The 17,033-nt window shown below is 55.4% G+C and carries 16 protein-coding genes; 7 read left to right on the top strand and 9 right to left on the bottom strand.

What is annotated here, in order from left to right; translation table 11 throughout:
* Window positions 1-98: 98 nt before the first annotated feature.
* Window positions 99-953: an XDD3 family exosortase-dependent surface protein gene (locus ACWIUF_RS11475; RefSeq protein ID WP_448572503.1), complete on the top strand. Its 855-nt coding sequence runs from the start codon at window positions 99-101 to the stop codon at window positions 951-953.
* A 258-nt stretch (window positions 954-1,211) separates the two neighbouring features.
* Window positions 1,212-1,667 carry a response regulator gene (locus tag ACWIUF_RS11470; protein ID WP_448572502.1) on the top strand — a complete coding sequence of 152 codons (456 nt, stop codon included), beginning with the start codon at window positions 1,212-1,214 and terminating at the stop codon, window positions 1,665-1,667.
* A 225-nt stretch (window positions 1,668-1,892) separates the two neighbouring features.
* Here ACWIUF_RS11470 and ACWIUF_RS11465 read toward each other — a convergent pair whose 3' ends face one another.
* The 6 genes from ACWIUF_RS11465 to ACWIUF_RS11440 all read right to left on the bottom strand — a co-directional run bounded on the left by ACWIUF_RS11465 (window position 1,893) and on the right by ACWIUF_RS11440 (window position 8,966).
* Window positions 1,893-3,446 carry an NAD(P)H-quinone oxidoreductase subunit N gene (locus ACWIUF_RS11465; RefSeq protein WP_448572501.1) on the bottom strand — a complete coding sequence of 518 codons (1,554 nt, stop codon included), beginning with the start codon at window positions 3,444-3,446 and terminating at the stop codon, window positions 1,893-1,895.
* A 186-nt stretch (window positions 3,447-3,632) separates the two neighbouring features.
* Entirely contained in the window at window positions 3,633-4,100 is a 468-nt protein-coding gene (locus ACWIUF_RS11460; protein WP_448572500.1) for a hypothetical protein, read from the bottom strand.
* 321 nt (window positions 4,101-4,421) lie between these two features.
* Window positions 4,422-4,580, bottom strand: a complete 159-nt coding sequence (locus ACWIUF_RS11455) for a hypothetical protein (RefSeq protein ID WP_448572499.1) — start codon at window positions 4,578-4,580, stop codon at window positions 4,422-4,424.
* 27 nt (window positions 4,581-4,607) lie between these two features.
* Window positions 4,608-5,180, bottom strand: a complete 573-nt coding sequence (locus tag ACWIUF_RS11450) for a hypothetical protein (RefSeq protein WP_448572498.1) — start codon at window positions 5,178-5,180, stop codon at window positions 4,608-4,610.
* A 19-nt stretch (window positions 5,181-5,199) separates the two neighbouring features.
* Window positions 5,200-7,059, bottom strand: a complete 1,860-nt coding sequence (locus tag ACWIUF_RS11445) for a glycosyltransferase family 39 protein (RefSeq protein ID WP_448572497.1) — start codon at window positions 7,057-7,059, stop codon at window positions 5,200-5,202.
* Window positions 7,060-7,094: 35 nt separating this feature from the next.
* The gene (locus ACWIUF_RS11440; protein WP_448572496.1) at window positions 7,095-8,966 is read right to left on the bottom strand and encodes a hypothetical protein; all 1,872 of its coding nucleotides are present in this window, start codon (window positions 8,964-8,966) and stop codon (window positions 7,095-7,097) included.
* A 323-nt stretch (window positions 8,967-9,289) separates the two neighbouring features.
* On the opposite strand from ACWIUF_RS11440, the gene ACWIUF_RS11435 reads away from it, so the two are divergent.
* Both ACWIUF_RS11435 and ACWIUF_RS11430 read left to right on the top strand, forming a co-directional pair.
* Window positions 9,290-9,655 carry an EamA-like transporter family protein gene (locus tag ACWIUF_RS11435; protein ID WP_448572495.1) on the top strand — a complete coding sequence of 122 codons (366 nt, stop codon included), beginning with the start codon at window positions 9,290-9,292 and terminating at the stop codon, window positions 9,653-9,655.
* Window positions 9,656-9,742: 87 nt separating this feature from the next.
* Window positions 9,743-10,678, top strand: coding sequence for a phosphoribulokinase (locus ACWIUF_RS11430; protein ID WP_448572494.1), 936 nt, complete (start codon window positions 9,743-9,745; stop codon window positions 10,676-10,678).
* 192 nt (window positions 10,679-10,870) lie between these two features.
* Here ACWIUF_RS11430 and ACWIUF_RS11425 read toward each other — a convergent pair whose 3' ends face one another.
* The gene (locus tag ACWIUF_RS11425; RefSeq protein WP_448572493.1) at window positions 10,871-11,674 is read right to left on the bottom strand and encodes a TPM domain-containing protein; all 804 of its coding nucleotides are present in this window, start codon (window positions 11,672-11,674) and stop codon (window positions 10,871-10,873) included.
* A gap of 182 nt (window positions 11,675-11,856) precedes the next feature.
* Between ACWIUF_RS11425 and ACWIUF_RS11420 the strand changes: the two genes are divergently transcribed.
* Genes ACWIUF_RS11420 through ACWIUF_RS11410 form a run of 3 tightly spaced genes read left to right on the top strand, consistent with a single transcriptional unit; the run spans window position 11,857 to window position 13,686 of the window.
* Complete coding sequence (locus ACWIUF_RS11420) at window positions 11,857-12,828, top strand: UPF0104 family protein (protein ID WP_448572492.1); 972 nt, start codon at window positions 11,857-11,859, stop codon at window positions 12,826-12,828.
* 28 nt (window positions 12,829-12,856) lie between these two features.
* Window positions 12,857-13,141, top strand: a complete 285-nt coding sequence (locus ACWIUF_RS11415) for a hypothetical protein (RefSeq protein ID WP_448572491.1) — start codon at window positions 12,857-12,859, stop codon at window positions 13,139-13,141.
* A 2-nt stretch (window positions 13,142-13,143) separates the two neighbouring features.
* Window positions 13,144-13,686, top strand: a complete 543-nt coding sequence (locus ACWIUF_RS11410) for a Uma2 family endonuclease (protein ID WP_448572490.1) — start codon at window positions 13,144-13,146, stop codon at window positions 13,684-13,686.
* Between the two features lie 165 nt (window positions 13,687-13,851).
* On the opposite strand, the gene ACWIUF_RS11405 is transcribed toward ACWIUF_RS11410, so the two are convergent.
* Window positions 13,852-15,771, bottom strand: coding sequence for a response regulator (locus ACWIUF_RS11405; RefSeq protein ID WP_448572489.1), 1,920 nt, complete (start codon window positions 15,769-15,771; stop codon window positions 13,852-13,854).
* A 253-nt stretch (window positions 15,772-16,024) separates the two neighbouring features.
* Window positions 16,025-16,624, bottom strand: coding sequence for a leucyl/phenylalanyl-tRNA--protein transferase (gene aat, locus ACWIUF_RS11400; protein WP_448572488.1), 600 nt, complete (start codon window positions 16,622-16,624; stop codon window positions 16,025-16,027).
* Window positions 16,625-17,033 lie beyond the last annotated feature (409 nt).

Here is a 17,033-nt window from a genome sequence, read left to right as displayed (position 1 = left end):
CGCCCGGTCACGATTACGAATAAACCCTGGTCTGACGTGATCAACATCACCATACTACTAGTAGAAGTACAGGCTAGGGACAGTGGCCGGGAGCCGTTATGTTACAAGTTCAGCAGGGGGGGTGGGCGGCCCTCGTCGCAGTTGGGATTGCCAGTACGATCGCGGCCACACCCGCCCAAGCCTTTTCCCTTAACGGCTGGGATTATGCCATTGGTGCGTTTGATAATGGCATGGGGGGCAGTATTTTTGAGGTACACGGGATCGCGATTCAACAAACGGGCGATCGCATGGTGGTGGCACTGAATGCCAATATGCCCCTGACGGGCACGGGCGATCCCGTCACGCCCGTCAGTTGGGGCGATCTGTTCTTCAACTTTACCCATCTTGACAACTTCAACGCCGCCAATGGTCAACTCTGGGGTATTCGCTTCTCTCCGGTTTCCGACTCGTTGGTTGAGGTGGGGGTCTATCGTGATGTGACGGCCCGGAATGTGACGGCCTTCAATACCGGCTTCTCGAACCTGTGGGAATACAGTGTCGCCGTTGGGGGGAATCACCAGTGGGGGGATCTGCCCGCCTATGATCCCAATCCTTCCTATTTTGATGGACAAGAAACGGGCGAGTGGACAATTCTCAACTCGATCGCGACGGGCACCCGCATTGGCGATATTCAAATGCTGGATGCCAGCGGTTTAGGGGGGTTGGATTTTGGCTACTTCGGGGCCACGGGTAGCGAGACGATCGCCTTTAGCTTTGCGCGTCCCCAGGGCTTTGTGGGCAACTTTATCGCTAGCCTTATGCTGGAATGTGCCAACGATGGGATGGTGATTCGCTCCGCCGCCGTGCCTGAACCTACCCTGATGTTGGGCTTTGGTTTGGCGGCCCTGGGTCTTGGCGCACTGCGCTCTCGACGACTGCGGCAATCATCCGACAACGTCAAGCATCTCAGGTGACCCTCCCTTCCAGTCGGTGGCTGCCCTGACGGCTGCACACGCCGACGGGTTCGTCTTGTCCCGGCAAGACCCATGAGACGGTCCGTAACCGCCCCCGATTCGCTGGCCTAGACAACGATTGATTTACCCAGCGACGCCAACCCTGTCATGGCCGAAAAACCTAAAAAATATCTGAAATATCCCCGGAGTTGGCAACGCTGCCTGTTAAGTTTTTCTCATTAAAAGAAATATTACGTTACATATCGTTGTGAGAGTTGGATGACCAAAACTTCTCTTAAGCCGCTCCTTGTGATTGAAGATAGCCATGCTGATTTTCGGATGCTGAAGCGATTGATGCGACAGATGGATGTCCAAAGCCCGATCTATCGTTGTCAGACAGGGGATGAAGCGCTGGAGTTAATGTATCAAACGGGTCGGTACGAGGCTGACGATACGCGGGTGCAACCGGCCATCATTATGTTGGATCTGAATTTGCCGGGTACTGATGGTAGAGCTGTACTGGCTCGCCTCAAGCAGGATCAGCGATTCACGACTATCCCGATCGTGGTCTTCACGACCTCCTCTGCCCCCAGTGATATTGAATATTGCTATCAGCAGGGTGCAAATGGCTATATGGTGAAGCCGCTGGGAAGCCAAGAATTGCGCAAGATGATCCAGGCATTTGTCGATTACTGGCTAGGTGTGAATACGTCACCCTTTTTCATGTTCAGCTAGTGATTCGTTGGCGTGATAGGCGAGACGCCTTGGCCAACGGCGGGCTAGGGGGAGTCCCTAGCCTCGGCGAGTGGGAATTCACTGAATTACTGAGTTTTCCACAGATTTTTTAAGGTTTTCCACAGGGCTGCTCCCCTGGACAATGCTCGAACACTAGCCCTGAAGGTGCAGTGCTGACTTCCGTCGGCACTGCACCCATTGCTTACCCACAGACAGCCCGATCGCCTAGCGAGTCGCTAAATGGGTTTTGGCGGCTGGGGTCTGCAAACTGGCCTGTAGCATATCCGTGCGGGTGACGGAATCGTTCGCCACGATAAACAAGGGGTTGGAGAGAATCCCCGCCAGGGAAGTGGCCACGACCATCAGGATCAGGCTAACCTGGAGGGCACGCATCCCCGGTAGATTCCAGGCGATCGGCGGATAGTTCTTCACCGACTCCGACATTTCCTGGGGTTCCTTCACCACCATCATCTTGACAACACGGATGTAATAGTAAATTGAAATCACGCTGGTCACCAGGGCAATCAGAACCAATCCATAGAGACCTGACTGCCAGCCGGCCCAGAAGAGATAAAGTTTCCCAAAGAAACCTGCCATCGGGGGAATGCCGCCTAGGGAGAGTAAACAGAGGCTTAGCCCCAGGGTGAGCAGGGGATCTTTTTGGTACAGACCGGCATACTCGGCAATGTCATCGGTGCCTGTGCGCAGGGTGAAAAGGATGACACAAATGAAGCCCCCCAGGTTCATGAATAGATACACCAGCAGGTAGAAGATGGCACTGGCATACCCGGCTTCCGTGCCCGCAATCAGCCCTAGCATGACGAACCCGGCTTGGCCGATCGATGAGTAGGCCAGCAGCCGCTTCATACTGGTTTGGGCCAGGGCGACGACATTGCCCAGGATCATGCTGAGGATGGCGAGGGCAGCCAGGATAAAGTGCCACTCTTCCGATAGGAGCGGAAAGGCGGTGACCAGCATCCGAATGGCCAGGGCAAACCCAGCCGCCTTGGACCCTACCGACAGGAAGGCAACCACGGGGGTAGGGGACCCTTCATAGACATCCGGTGTCCACTGGTGGAAGGGCACAGCGGAAATCTTGAAGGCAATCCCGGCGATCACGAAGACCAACGCCACCACCAGCCCTAGGGATTGAGTCTCTCCGCCACTGGCTAAACTGGCCGCGATCGCGCTCAAGCGGGTTTCCCCGCCTGACAGGCCGTAGAGTAAGGAGGCCCCGTAGAGAAAGATGGCAGAACTGGAGGCCCCAATCAGCAAATATTTGAGCGCCGCTTCGTTCGATCGCGGGTCCCGCTTGGTGTAGCCCGTCAGCAGATAGGACGAGATACTGAGGGTTTCTAGGGCCACGAAGACGGCTACCAACTCATCCGCTCCACTCAGCAACATGCCGCCGAGGGTAGCGGTCATCAAAATAATTAAAAATTCGGCTAGGGCTGTCCCAGTTTGGTCAATATAGCGAATGGACATGGCAGCGGTCACTGCCGCTGAGAGGGCAATAATCCCCCGGAAAATCAGACTGAGGGCATCGCTATTAAACTCACCCAGAAAGGCGATCGGGTTGCCAACACTGCCCCACTGTTGGTAAAGGGGGATGAGGGAGAGCAATAGGCCCACAATGGTGACATAGGGCGTCCACCGCGCCGAGCTGATCCGTCCGACGATCAGATCCCCGACGAGGACAATCAGGAGGGTAAGGATGATAATGCCTTCCGGCAGAATGGTGCCAGCGTTGAGTTGGGCCGCGAGGGTCGCAAAGTCCATAGTGCTGATTGAGAATGGGTGACGCAAGGATCGAAAATTCAGCCACTAGGCATAGTAACTTAATTTTCTTTAATCATTCTATGGCCTTAACGCCGTTCTCCCACAGTCATTCTTAAATCTAGCGGCTGGCTTGCGATCGCGATTAGTGTCCCATCGGGAGAGACGCCTATGACCTGATGAGACCGCTTAATTCTGGTTGCTGGCCTGCGAGCGGGGCCAGGGTTGGTAAGGGGTTTCCAGGGTGACCAGGATCGCCGGACGCGTATCTGGCCCCTGCGGGAGCCAGCGGGTACTGATTTGGATCGTGATCCCCGCTTTGGTTGCGATCTCATCCTCCAGGATCAGATCGTAGCCGGGAAAAAGATCTTGACTTTCGATCAGCGCGTGGACTAGGCGGCGAATCGGCTCTGGCAAGACTCGCGATCGCCCAGAGGCGGAACTGGCGCGGGGGGACACCTCCTGGCAGATCTGTTGGGCGTAGCGGTTAGTGTGGACGATCGTGCCAGCAGTTGACAGCACAAGAATACCCGTTTTCAGACCCTCAGTGATGCCTGCCAGCAGGGGCGAGGGCCCCGGTAACTCAACAGTGCCGAGTCCAGTTGGTCCGGTCTGGGGTAGGGCGGGCGATCGTGGGGATAAAGGTAGATAGCGCATGATTAAGCTCAGGATAGATAGAAGGCCCCAAGCAAGAATCCGGTAGGTGACATCCCTAGGGAGGGGATGAAGTCGGATGACTGCTGCGGTGAGGTTGATTCTGATTCAACCCGATCGCGCTAACCAACGGTGTCCCCCCTATGCCACTACACGAACTGCCTGCCCGATTCCTCAAACCCGGTGCCCAACTTTTGTAACCCATCGCGACGGTAACCCAATCGCCGTTGGGTCACCGAGCGCTTGTCGGGTTAATCCTGAAACACCCCCCTCACCCCTTAACCAAGGGCCAGATCCGGAAAGCGTCATGGCTTGTGATAGGGGCTATAGGGGAATATCCTGATCCTTGGCCGCCCTCTCCGCCACCAACGGTTCGAGGGGATCATCCCAATGTTGAGCCTTCACCCCGGTGTGAATCCAATACCGTCCAAACCCATTGAGAAAGGCATCTGAGCAAAATGCGGGATCTTCCGACAAGGCCATACCCGGTGTCTCACGGGAGGCCCCAAATCAAAATGCCAGGGTACTCAGCACATCCCGCCGGATCAGCATATAGCCACAGGTCCCGTGGTTGCACTCAATCACCTCTGGGTGGTCCGGCACCGATCGCCGGGGACCAAAGACATAATGTACATGGCCGTGGGCACCCCGACCCGGCACTAAGCCCCCGCATACCGGATGTTCTAATGCCAGCAGCTTTTGCAAGCCATCGGGAGCCACAATCACATCCGCATCAATAAACAACAGATGGGTGGCATCTGTGCGCAGCATATAGGCACGGGCCATATTGCGGGCCATGACGATCCCGTCCAACCGCCGCTGATCTTGGTCATAGGTGGGCCGCTGCCGCCAGGTACTCTCCCAGGACCAGATGTCCACGTCCACGGGAATCGGAGTCCCCGCCCGCAGGAATTCATGTAGGGGTTGGTAGGCGGCTTCAAATTTCTGCCCCCGGAGGTTGCTTTCGATATTGATATAAAGGCGATCGACCCCTGGAATTTGCAACATTGCGGGAATGGCCACCAACTGTGATCGCACCTTGCGATCACACAACAACGTCGCCGCAATCACCTTTGTGGTCATGGGCCACCTCCCCGTGCCCTTAGGCAGCCGGTTCCAAGGCAGGGGCTGAACGCGCCTCCAGCCGCATTAACCAATGGGGGGCTGCTGGTACAAGATCAAAGCCCAACTCCTCACTCAGGGCTTGCTGTAAATGATCAGAGGAGCGGTAGATAAACACATCACTATAGCCCTCTGGAATCGCAGGCATATCCTCATTCTGGAGCAGTTGCAGCGTCACCGTTGGCTGCAACAAGTGGCACAGGGGCAGGATCAGGGTGGGGGGTTCATTGCTAATCACCAGGGGACGGGCCGCCTGATTAATCACCTCAGCGACGCGGGGATTATGACGGCTCTTGGTTGGGCTTTTGTGCCACCAGACTGCCACATGGGCACTTACCAAACAGGAGAGAATGCCACTTAGGGTGACTAGGGCAACCACCTGTCGCCAGCGGTGAGCCGGGGCAAACCAACGGCGAAAGTTCGTAACCGGCAGTGCAATCGCTGTTGTCTGAGTCGGGTGGGCCTGGGAACTGGTTACCCAAGGGGTGGACTGAGGATTGACGCCAGGATGCTTTAACGCCGGTTCATACAGGGTTGGCAGGGGTGTCGTTTGCGCAGAAGGACGGCCCATGACTTTCAGGGTGAGGAGGTAGGCGACTGCCAGTTGGATGGCGATATGGCAAGGAATGAGATAGCGGCTAATCGTCGATCGCCGTCCCCCCAGCAACAGATCCGGCAGGATCAACCCCAAACTGGTTGCCCCAATCTGGCAGATCAGAAACAGCCCAATGCGCGGTAAGGTTGTCTGCCAGAGGAAGTACAGCGCATAGCCCGCTAGGGCGAGGGTTAAGTACAGCAGGGGATTGAATAAACTTGTCCCCTGGTTCATATCAAAAAATAGGCGATTCAGGTTAAGCAGCCAGTAGCTCATTAAATTGTCGCGATCGGCAGTGACCCATTCCGTTACCTCCTGCACCCGCTCCACCTGGGTCACCACAACCCACAACCACGGGGAGAAGAGCACTACAGCCACCAGGCTGGCAAGACTATAGGCCAAGACAGGGGATAGGCGCGATCGCCACTGTGCCCAGGGTAGCCTACCCGTGCTGGGGGTCTCAGGTTGGGGCTGGGAAGCGGAACGGTCCCGCCGATTTAACTGCCAGTGCTGCCAAGCTCCCTCAATCGCGATCGCGACCATGTAGAGACCGTGTCCCAGGGCCACTAGCCCCGAAAAGAGATGGGTGTAAAAACTGAGGGCGAGGGTGAGGGTATACAGTCCCCAAGCCGCGCTGGATTTTACCCGCAGCGCCCGCAACAACGCCGCACTGGCCAGGACCACGGTCAACGCCCACAAGCTATACTGACGCGCCTCCTGGGCATAGAGTACCTGTAAGGGGGAAACGGCGACCAATGCCATTGCTCCCCAGCCCACCCAACTGGACTGGAAAAGTTCTAAGCAAAGCCAGTAGATCGCGGGTAACAGGCAGAGGCTAATGAAGGCCGCTAGGCTTCGGGTCGCCAGCACGGGATTGGACCATCCTTGGGACCAATAACGGGCCAGGAGGTAAAAGAGGGGAGAATGCTCTGGATGGCTGGCCAGTGCCGTTAGGGTATCCCTTAGGGGACGATTAGGATCGGGGATTTGGTAGGTCTGCACCATCCCCGCGACCGTCAAGGGCTGGCCATTAAAGGTTTCTGACACCAGTTGCTCAGTTGTGTAACCGGAAATCCGCAACGAGGTCATAGTCTCATCGCTCCAGTAGACCTTGTAGCCCAGGTTATAGAAGCGAAAGAAAATGCCCAACACCAGGCAGGTCATCACCAATACCCGCACCCACGGCCACACCGATGGGCGCGATCGGGGCAAGACCAGCGACTTGATCGCGGTTTTGTATAACATGAACAATCCCCAACACCACACGCCCCCATCATAAATTACTTATTTGTTTCCAAACAGGTGGCGTCTAACAAGATTAGGGAATCGGTGGTCAATACCTGACAGCGATCAATCTGGGTGGGTAACGCGAGAGGATCGCCTCGCTCCAGCCGGTCCCGTGCCTGGGATGCGGCTGGTTTGAACTGCCGCAGCCAGTGATTGCGGGCAATATAGTCAGGGGTAAAGGCATTTTTGTCCAAGAGCCAGAAATCAATCCCATAGCGGTGGACAAAATCCTGAATTTCCGTCAGATTGGGGCTGTATTGGGCATTGATTAAATCCATCACCCGTTGGCGAAATTGGCGGTAGTAGCCCACATGGTAGGCGATGCCATATTCCCGGGCTGTGAGGACCGGACGTTGGGTGAAAACGGGCAGGTTATTCGCCTCTTCGCCGAGGGCGGCGGTGAGGGTTGCCGGGGGTTGTTGGGCGAGGAACTGATAGATACTGGTGGCGTGACCCACCATGTAGTTCGTCCAGGGAAACTGATTGAGGGTGCGGGGAAAAAAGATCAATAGCACGGCTAGGCCACTGGTAATGGCTAGCACTAACCATCGCCGTAGTTGGAGAATTTCCTCCCGTTGATAGGAGAGTTTTAGGGAAAAGCGGGGGATATCTGGATAGGCAGGGGCACCGGCCCACCAATAGCGGGTGAGGGAGACATTCGCCCAGCGCCACAGACTATCGATCACCAAGGTAAGAACCAGGGCCGCCGCGATCGCCAGCGTCATCCGTAAGGTATGTAGGGTATACCGACTCGGCAGGTAGAGTTTGAACAGCACCGCATGGGCTGCAAAGAACAGGCCCAATCCTACGGCAACCATTTGTCCCAGCACGATCGTTTTGCCAGTAATCTGCTTCGCTAGGGGAAAGGCGCGGGGCCAGGCCAAACCAATTGGCAACAGGAAACCGCTGTAGGTTAGGGGAGGTACCAAGGCCGCTGCCAGCATCACCCCACTGCGGCTACCGTTAAACCAGAAAAACCAGGCATCGCTACTGAAGAAGGCGTTACGCCCCTTCCGCCAGAATTCCGGTAGGGCTTCGGCCTCAGCCCGACTAATCATGGGACCAAAAGGGGAATCGGTTAGTACTTGGGGTAACAGCAAGAGGACGATCACGGCTAAGCCTAGGCCGGTCAGAATTAGGTGGGAACGGGACCGCAGCAGGACGGGTGGCCAAGCCTGCCAATCCCACAAACGGACGACCAGTAAACCACCGGCTACCAACGCGTAGGAGGGATACACCAACCCCAAGAGGGCGATCGTGATCAGGCAGGGGAGCCATCGGTAGAGTTGCGCCGCGATCGGACGTTTCGCTGTCTCGCGCGGGCAATGCCGGACGAGATAGTACAAAAATGCCAAAAAAATCGGGTAGAGGAAGGCCCGACTGGTCGCGGAAATCAACCCATCCTGACTCCAGAGGTTTTGGTTCAGCAACACCGTTGCCAACCAGGCGGTGACGGGAATGGGCAAAAATTGCAGGGTTAGTAAATAACAATAGAGCGTCGTCATGAGGGCGAGGCCCAGGGGCAGGCACTTGTTCAGCACCAAGGGATCAACGCCGATCGCCGCCATTGCCCGGTAGACAGCGGTGTACCCAACGGGCGAAATCGACTGAAAGTAATCCGCGATTAAATCCTGGGGAAACCGATTAGGGTCTAGGAATCGTGCCATCCAAAACACATGCTGACGGGCATCATCCTGCACCACATAGTCGCTGCTAAAGGCTTGTTGCAAGGCCAGCAGGGCATAGGTCGCCGCAAACAGAAGACTGATGCCTAGCCACAGCCCCACTTGGCGGGGGGCCAGGTGAATCCCGATCGGTTTCGGTGTCAAGGGAATATCCGATTGGGGGGGATGGGCGATCGACATCTTGTGCTAATGATTCGGCAATCTGCATCTATCCACGGCCAGGGGGGACCATAGCTTGATCGGGTGCGATCTCTGTACCCCAGTTGTTCCCCTAGTCGCTCAGACCGTCAGTTTGGCAAGGGGTGTAGGGCTGGCTTTCGCCGGCAATGACTGAAGTCGTGACGACCAACCTTGCGCAACGGTGAGTTTACTGGACGAGGGAATGACGGTTCTCATCGGAACTTAGTCCCCGACCCACCACAAACTGCACATCTCCGTATGCTAACGTCCATTGGGGAAAAGTTTTCCAAGCATACCTGAAGAATGTCGGGAAAGACAAAACAATGACCAGAAATACCCTGTTACTCCTGCTGGCGTCAATTATCTGTGGGGTGGGTGGCCAATTTTTGCTCAAGGCGGGGGCCACGGCGCTCGGCCCCGTTAGTTCCGAAAATGTGGGCCAAAAATTGATGCACATGACGCTGCAACCATTCCTGTGGGCTGGTTTAGGACTCTATGGCGTTGCCGCGATCGGCTACATCATGGTGCTGTCACGAGCCAAGCTCAGTGTGGCGGCTCCCGTGGTGTCTATGAGTTATGTGTTCACGGTCCTGGGGGGGAATCTCATTTTTGGGGAAGCTATTCCCCTGGTTCGGTGGCTAGGGGTTGCCTTCATTATTGCGGGCGTGATCATGGTGGTTTCGTCTTAAGTTCCGCACTGGGGGGAACCCCCAGTCCCCTACAATAAGAAGATTTACTGAACCATTGATCCTACGCAAGCCTGCCCAGGAGGAACCATGTCCCAGCGCCCGATTATTCTTGGTATTGTTGGTGATAGTGCGGCTGGGAAAACCACCCTAACTCGCGGGATTGCCCAGATTCTTGGCGAAGATCAAGTCACGACGATTTGTACGGATGACTACCATCGCTACGATCGCCAACAACGCGCCGAACGACGGATTTCGGCCCTCCACCCCGACTGTAACTACCTCGATATTATCCAGCAACATCTTAGTCTACTGCGCACGGGCCAACCGATCCTCAAGCCGATCTATAACCATAGCTGTGGTACCTTTGATCCACCGGAATATATCAAGCCCAGCCGTTTTGTCATTGTGGAAGGGCTGTTGGGTTATGCCACCCGGAGTATGCGGGAGAGTTACGATGTTAAGGTGTACCTGGCTCCGCCAGAACCGTTGCGGGCAGCGTGGAAGATCAAACGCGATACCCTGAAGCGTGGCTATACACGGGAGCAGGTGTTGGAACAATTACGCCAGCGCGAAGACGATTCGGAGCAGTTTATCCGTCCCCAACGCCAATGGGCGGATGTGGTCGTTACGTTTTATCCCCCCAGTGCAGAGTCCCAGGACGATCTGTTGCTGAATGTGCGGTTAGTCCTGCGCCCCACCATCCCCCACCCTGATTTCAGTACCATCCTGAATCCCGAAGGCAGTCACTTGGGGTCGGCCATTCGCCTGGAACTCGATCGTGATATGGGGAAACCCGTGGATGTGCTGGAAGTGGACGGTCACGCCACCCTGGATCAAGTGCGCGAGTTGGAGCATCTCCTGTGCAATGAGGTGCCCTATTTAGGCCAGTTTTGTTCCCTGGCGGGGAATGAGGCGATTGGCAAGGTAACGGGTACCACGGGCGAAACGCTGCAGAGCTATCCCCTCGCCCTCACCCAGTTATTGATTACCTACCACAGCCTCAAAGCGATGCACGTTCATTAAGATCGCTAAGGGAACCTCGATTAACTGAGGTGGCCGGCAGCACTGCCCACCTCGCCCCCAAATCATGGCGTGGGCACAGTTGCGAAACTGGGTATTTTTGAGGGGTTCCTAAGCGGGTATTTTGCAATGAAGGGGAGAGAACTCCAGCCAATTGCCGTTGCCCCAGCCCCATCATGGCGATCGTAAGGAACATTAGGTTTCCGACGCCGAGGGGGAACTAAAGACGGGCGTCAAATAGGCGACCAACGCACCGATCATAAACCCAATCACATTGCGGAAGAGGGGCAGCCATTCCGACGTGCGGCTCACCACAGGACCCACCCCGAATGCGACAAACAAAATGCCCCACAGGGGGGAGAAAATTAAGGCCCATTGCCAGGCAAACACTTGCCCTGGCTTACGCGGATGGGCTGCAAAGCCAAAAATCACCCCACCCACGACCGAAGTCACCAGGGTCAATACCCACTGCTCGCGGGGGAGACCGGGCACAACGCGACAACCGCCGCGCTCGAGGCACCCCTTAATGGCATGGAGTGACTCCAGGATCGACTGATCTTCACCGTTTTCCCGGACAAAGTACTGATTACCGTAGCGCGTTTGCAACTCAACCCAGAAGGTTCGGGGCAAGTATTGGTACACGTCAAACCCGACATTAAAATTGAGCAGGTTACCCCCACGGGCATCGGCGACTAACAAAATGCTTTTATCATCCAGTCCCCAAAAATCCCGAATCGCTAGCCCTGGCGTGCGATCATACTGGGTCAATACCCGCAACTTCCAACCCGTATCCACCTCAAAATGGTCTAACTCCTCAATCAACGCCTCTTCCTGCACACTGGTCAGGGTTTGGGCCAGATCAATGATGGGCGTTGGATGATCGGGTAGCAGATCCGGATTATCGTAGGCATAGGCCGGAGCCGCTAGGAACCATGTGGTGACAGCGGCAGCGATCGCCAACAAAATGCGGGTCAAGTGTTGAGGAGAACGGTGTTGCATGGTGGAGTAGCCGCAATAAAACAACGATAGGCGTAGGCGTGAATTAGGGGAAGTCTGCTGCTAGCAAGCCCGTACCAGCAGCACAACTGTTTTTACAAAATCCTAAGTTTCTTTACAATAGTTCACCTTAACCTTAAGATATCACGAACCTTTGGCATGGGAGCAGTGTCGCAAGCTGGGTTATGCAGGTTTTACAGAAATCCCTGAAAGCTTCCCTGCGTTGGGCCATCCTGGGGGGAACGCTCTTCTTCCTGGGAGCCACGCTGAAAAAACACTGGCAGGAGGTTGTCGCCATTCGCCTAGATGCGGCAGCCCTGGCTATTTTGGTAATTGCCCTCGGTGTCACCCTGTTATCCCATATTTGGGCCGCTTGGGTATGGACGTGGTTACTGAAACTCCTGCGGGCTGATGCTCCTGCGAGCGAGGGTAGCTTGCAACCTACTTGGCTGGTTCAGGTGTATCTGCGCACCAATCTGGCGAAATATCTACCGGGAAATGTTTGGCACTTTTATGGTCGTATTCGGGCCGTCATGGCAGCGGGGGTGGGCACGGGTATGGCCCTTCTGAGCGTGGTGATGGAACCCCTGCTGATGGCAGCGGCGGCCCTGCTGATTGCCCTCCTGGGCCGACAACAGGGGAATTGGGGCTGGCAACTTCTGAGCTTGATCGGGGTGTTGCTGATTATCCATCCCCGTTGTTTGAACCCGGTCTTACAGCGGGCTGCCCAACTGAAAGCCAAAGCCTTGGGGAATTCAATGGTCCAGGCTAGCCATTTTGTGATTCACCGCTATCCCCTGGGACCCTTGTTAGGCGAATTGGGCTTTCTGGGCTTGCGGGGGCTAGGGTTTTGTCTGACGCTGGTGGCCCTCGCCCCGATCGCCCTGGATCAACTGCCGGGGATTATCAGTGCCTTTAGTTTCGCCTGGTTGTTAGGCTTAATCGTGCCCGGTGCCCCTGGTGGATTAGGGATCTTTGAGGCCACTGCGATCGCCCTATTGGGGCAACAATTTTCGGCTGGTGTTCTGCTTAGTACCGTTGCCCTCTATCGCCTCATTAGTATATTGGCTGAAACCTTGGGGGCCGGTTTGGTTTGGCTAGATAGTACGGGGGTCTTGTTACTCCCAGGTATGACCCAAGCGAAACGCGAGGGATGAGGGTGGCGATACCGTGGATAGTGCGACTGTGCTTCTGCCTATAATCGAAACTATCCAGCCCCACGAGGCCGCCGCCATGATTGCGCCCCGTCTGCCCTATCTGCTAACGGACTTACCCTCAACCGAAGAGTTACCCAGCTCCGACGATACACCCGTGGATAATGAAGATCAGAATTTACTCCCGAACCTATTGCTGTGGGTGTTAACGCATCTGTGGGCCGATCGCTTCGATTGGTACTTTGGGGTCGATATGGCGGTCTACCACACCACGGGTGATGATCCACGGGTACCGGTCTACCGGATGCGTTCCTGAGTTTGGGGGTCGAGCGGCGTAAGGGAGGGCGATCGCGGCGCAGCTATGCTACCTGGGAGGAAAACTGGGTTGTCCCCACCTTAGTTCTGGAGATGGTCTCCCACAAACCGGGGGGCGAATACGGCGAAAAAATGGCGATTTACGCCAAGTTGGGGGTGTTATATTACGTCATTTACAATCCGGAATTCTGGCGACGCGATCGTCACCAGCCCCTGGAGGCATACCAGTTAAGTGAGGGGCAATACCAACTTCAGTTCAGTACCGATCAGACCAATACCCCTTATTGGTTAGCAACCGTGGGGTTGGGGATCGGGTTCTGTCGGCAATCCCTAGGTGGTATTGAGCAAGAGATCCTGGCCTGGTACGATGCCCAGGGGCAGGCATACCCCCTGCCGGGTGAGGCGGAGCGGCAACGGGCGGAGCAGGAATATCAACGGGCGGAGCAGGAACATCAACGGGCGGAAGTCGAACGGCAACGGGCTGCCCAATTGGCGGCTTATTTACGATCGCTGGGCATCGATCCTGACCATCTTCCCAGCGCGTGAGTGGATCAGGCGTTTGCCTAGCCATTAGAGAATCGTAATATGTCCACGATCGCTGACTTGGCCTGGGCAGGAGACCGCTTGTCACTCAGGCAGGGTCGGGGGGACAGGGCACACCGATTGCCCTCGATCGCGATCGCTAGGAGCGCAGGAATCGGTCCTATCTGGCTAATGGTTGAGTCGCTGCCGCAGGCATACCCGTTCAAGGCGGTTAAGGATGCGAGTTACTAGCTCTGGTCCCCGCACTGGTTTACCCACAAAATCATCGGCCCCTGCTGCAAACACCTGCTGGATGGTGGTGCTATCCGTATGGGAAGTCAGGACCAGGATCGGCAGATCGCCCCAGTGGGGGTCTTGTCGCACCACCTGACACAGATCAATCCCACTAAACGCGGGCATCTCCAGATCCAAAATTAATAAATCCGGCACCAGTTGGGTTAAGACTTGCCAAAACTGGCGTGGCTCCATGAGGGGGGTCAGACGGAGTCCCCAGGGTTTGAGTAGGCTGTCCAGACTGGTGAGGAGGACTGGATCATCATCAACTGCCATGATCTTGGCCGCAATGGGCTGTTTCTGTTGTAGGACTTCCAGGAGGACCTGTAGAACAGCTTCGATCGTGGTGGGTCGTGGCAAAAAACGGCAACCCCCAAGGCGGGCAACGGTAACCCGATCTTCTAAACTATCCTGATGGCTCAACACAACTACGGGTAGCGGTGGGGCTTGCTTGACTAATGCTTGCAGGAGCGGTTGACTCACGCTCAAATCTATTCCCGACTCGGCCAGGAAAGTGAAGTCTAAGAGCACCACATCTGGCTGCGTTTGGGCAAGGGCTTGCGGCAGGTCGGTGAGGTTATCCGCGATCGTGACACTGAACTGCCAATCGGGGGCGATCGCCTGCATGGCCGTCAAAAAGGCGGGATCGCGATCGATGACCAAAATATGTTTCCCGGTGGCTAGAGCCGTCGGCAACAGGGTGGGTGCTGCGAAGGGGGAGCAAGGCGGCGGTTCGGCTAAGGTTTGCTGTAATGCCGAGAGTAGATGATGAATTCGCTGCTGTTGGGTGGTGTCTAAATTCGTGCTCTGGCCTAGGATCTGTTCGATTTCCTTGGCTAGGCTAGACCCCCTGATATAACCAAAGGTGCCCAAGGTTCCGGCTAGTTTATGCACTGCCTGCCTGACCTGTTGCCAAAGCGGGTCATCCGGGGCATAGGTGCTTAATTGGGGCTGAAGGGTCACCAACCACTCAATCTGCTGCCTAAAGTGGGGCTGGAAACGGGTGACGAGCTGGGCTAAGCTGGGTATCGCCAGCGGCGGCTGGGGACTGGTGACGGGGGTCGATCGCGATCGGGGAGCCTCGGTGGTTGCGCTAGGGGGAGAAGACGGCGGGGGCGTTTCGCTCGCCTTTGGCGTTGGCGGGGGCGTTTTGAGGCGATAGCCCATCCCATAAATCGTTTCAATCACCTCATGGGTGAGCCCTGCGGCCTTGAGCTTTTGTCGCAGATCCTTAACGTGCATCGTGACGGCTGACTCCGACGGTGGATTTTCATTGGGCCACAGTTGGTCGAGGATGGCGCTGCGACTAAAAATCCGTTGGGGATGGCGCAAGAACAGTTCTAGGAGAGCAAATTCCTTGGGGGTCAGGGCTAGGGAGGACTTGGCATAGGTGACCTCACCCCGCAGCGGATGCATAACCAAGCGTTCCCAGGTGAGGGAGGGGGTGGATACCGTCTGGCTCCGCCGGATCAGGGCACGAATGCGGGCCAGTAATTCCAGGGCATTAAAGGGTTTACAGACATAATCGTCAGCACCCGCATCTAGCGCTTGGGCCTTATCCACTTCCGAGTCTCTAGCCGTTAACACCAAAATGGGGGTCAATAGCCCCTGCTGCCGCAGTTTCCGACACACACTCAGGCCATCTAGCAGGGGAACTGACAGATCCAAGACAATCAGATCGTAGGTAAAGGCTTGGGCCAGATCTAATCCCGTCTTGCCATCAGTGGCATGTTCCACAATATAGTGATGAGCTGTCAGCATCTCTGACAACACGGTGGCAATTAGTTCATCATCTTCAATCACTAAAATCTTCATCGGGTGCGTAAAAGACCACTTTCACCCTCGGAGTAACCTGCTTATATTATTATATCCTGATGGTTTAATTTTTGCCTTGCCCCCGCCTATCGATTAGACCATGTCCCTGGTCATTCATCTTCACGGTTGGCCGTACATTCCGATCACAGGCTCGTGTCATTAAAAACATCGTTACCTGATCGCAGCAGGTGATACGATCGCAGATACTTATTGGCTCTGGCTCTTCACCTCTACATTAACAACGGCTAACGGCCTATAGTAATGAACAGCGGCGTTGTAGTGCCTGTTGCAAAAGGCGCTTATATTGTTTGTTGTTGATCACATATGCGCCAAAACGCTCCAAGTGGGGATTATTGATTTGGGCATCAAATAGAAGAAATCGCCGATCGCGCAACTGTTCAACAAGCTTTACCATTGCTACCTTTGAGGCTTCTGGCACCTGATAGAACATCGACTCTCCCATAAATGCACCACCAATCACAATCCCAAGGATACCACCCGCTAAGTGGTTACCCTGCCAGGTTTCAAAACTATAGGCCCAACCGGTCTTATAGAGTTCCCAATAGATCTCTTTTAGGGTTTTGGAAATCCAGGTACTTTCACGATTAGCACACCCTTCTACGACGGCTAAGAAATCTCGATTAACAGCCGTTGTAAAACGATTTTGATTCAATACACGACGCAGGGATTTGGGATAGGAGAAGCGATCGTCAAGGGGAATTAATGCACGTTGCCGACTCGTATACCAACCAACCGTGTCCTCGCCATCGTTTGCCATTAAAAAATAGCCCTGTGCATATCCCCGGACGATGGTGGCAATATCGAATCTCGTATCAGAGCTAGAGCTAAGCAAGTGGCTAATACTCGTAAAAACACTACATCAAATGTAACAATGATATTCGCAAGCGATCTTAAATTTTCGTATACATTGATCGTCGTTATCCCCTAGGGTAAGGCAGCGCTAGGCGCAGCTCCCCCATAGGCAGTCCAAGCTTCCAGCGCCTCATCTCGCACGAGATTCGAGGCAATCTGTATCCTTGCCCCCCTTTGCCCACTCCTCGTCCAGCCCAATACGGGGCTGACCATCCGATCTTATTCAATGATTGCCTGATATTGCCGGATGTGATCGGGGTTGGCGGGTTAACGAATGGGGACTTCGATGAATCTGGGATGGGGCCGTTCAACGGCCCCATCCGATGGGATAATGTTTGGGATAACGGAGTAGGGTAGGGCCGGATGGGTTTTTCGAGGTGCCCGCCTGG

This window comes from Trichothermofontia sp. (assembly GCF_053493415.1).
This window is presented reverse-complemented; position numbering and strand designations above follow the sequence as displayed.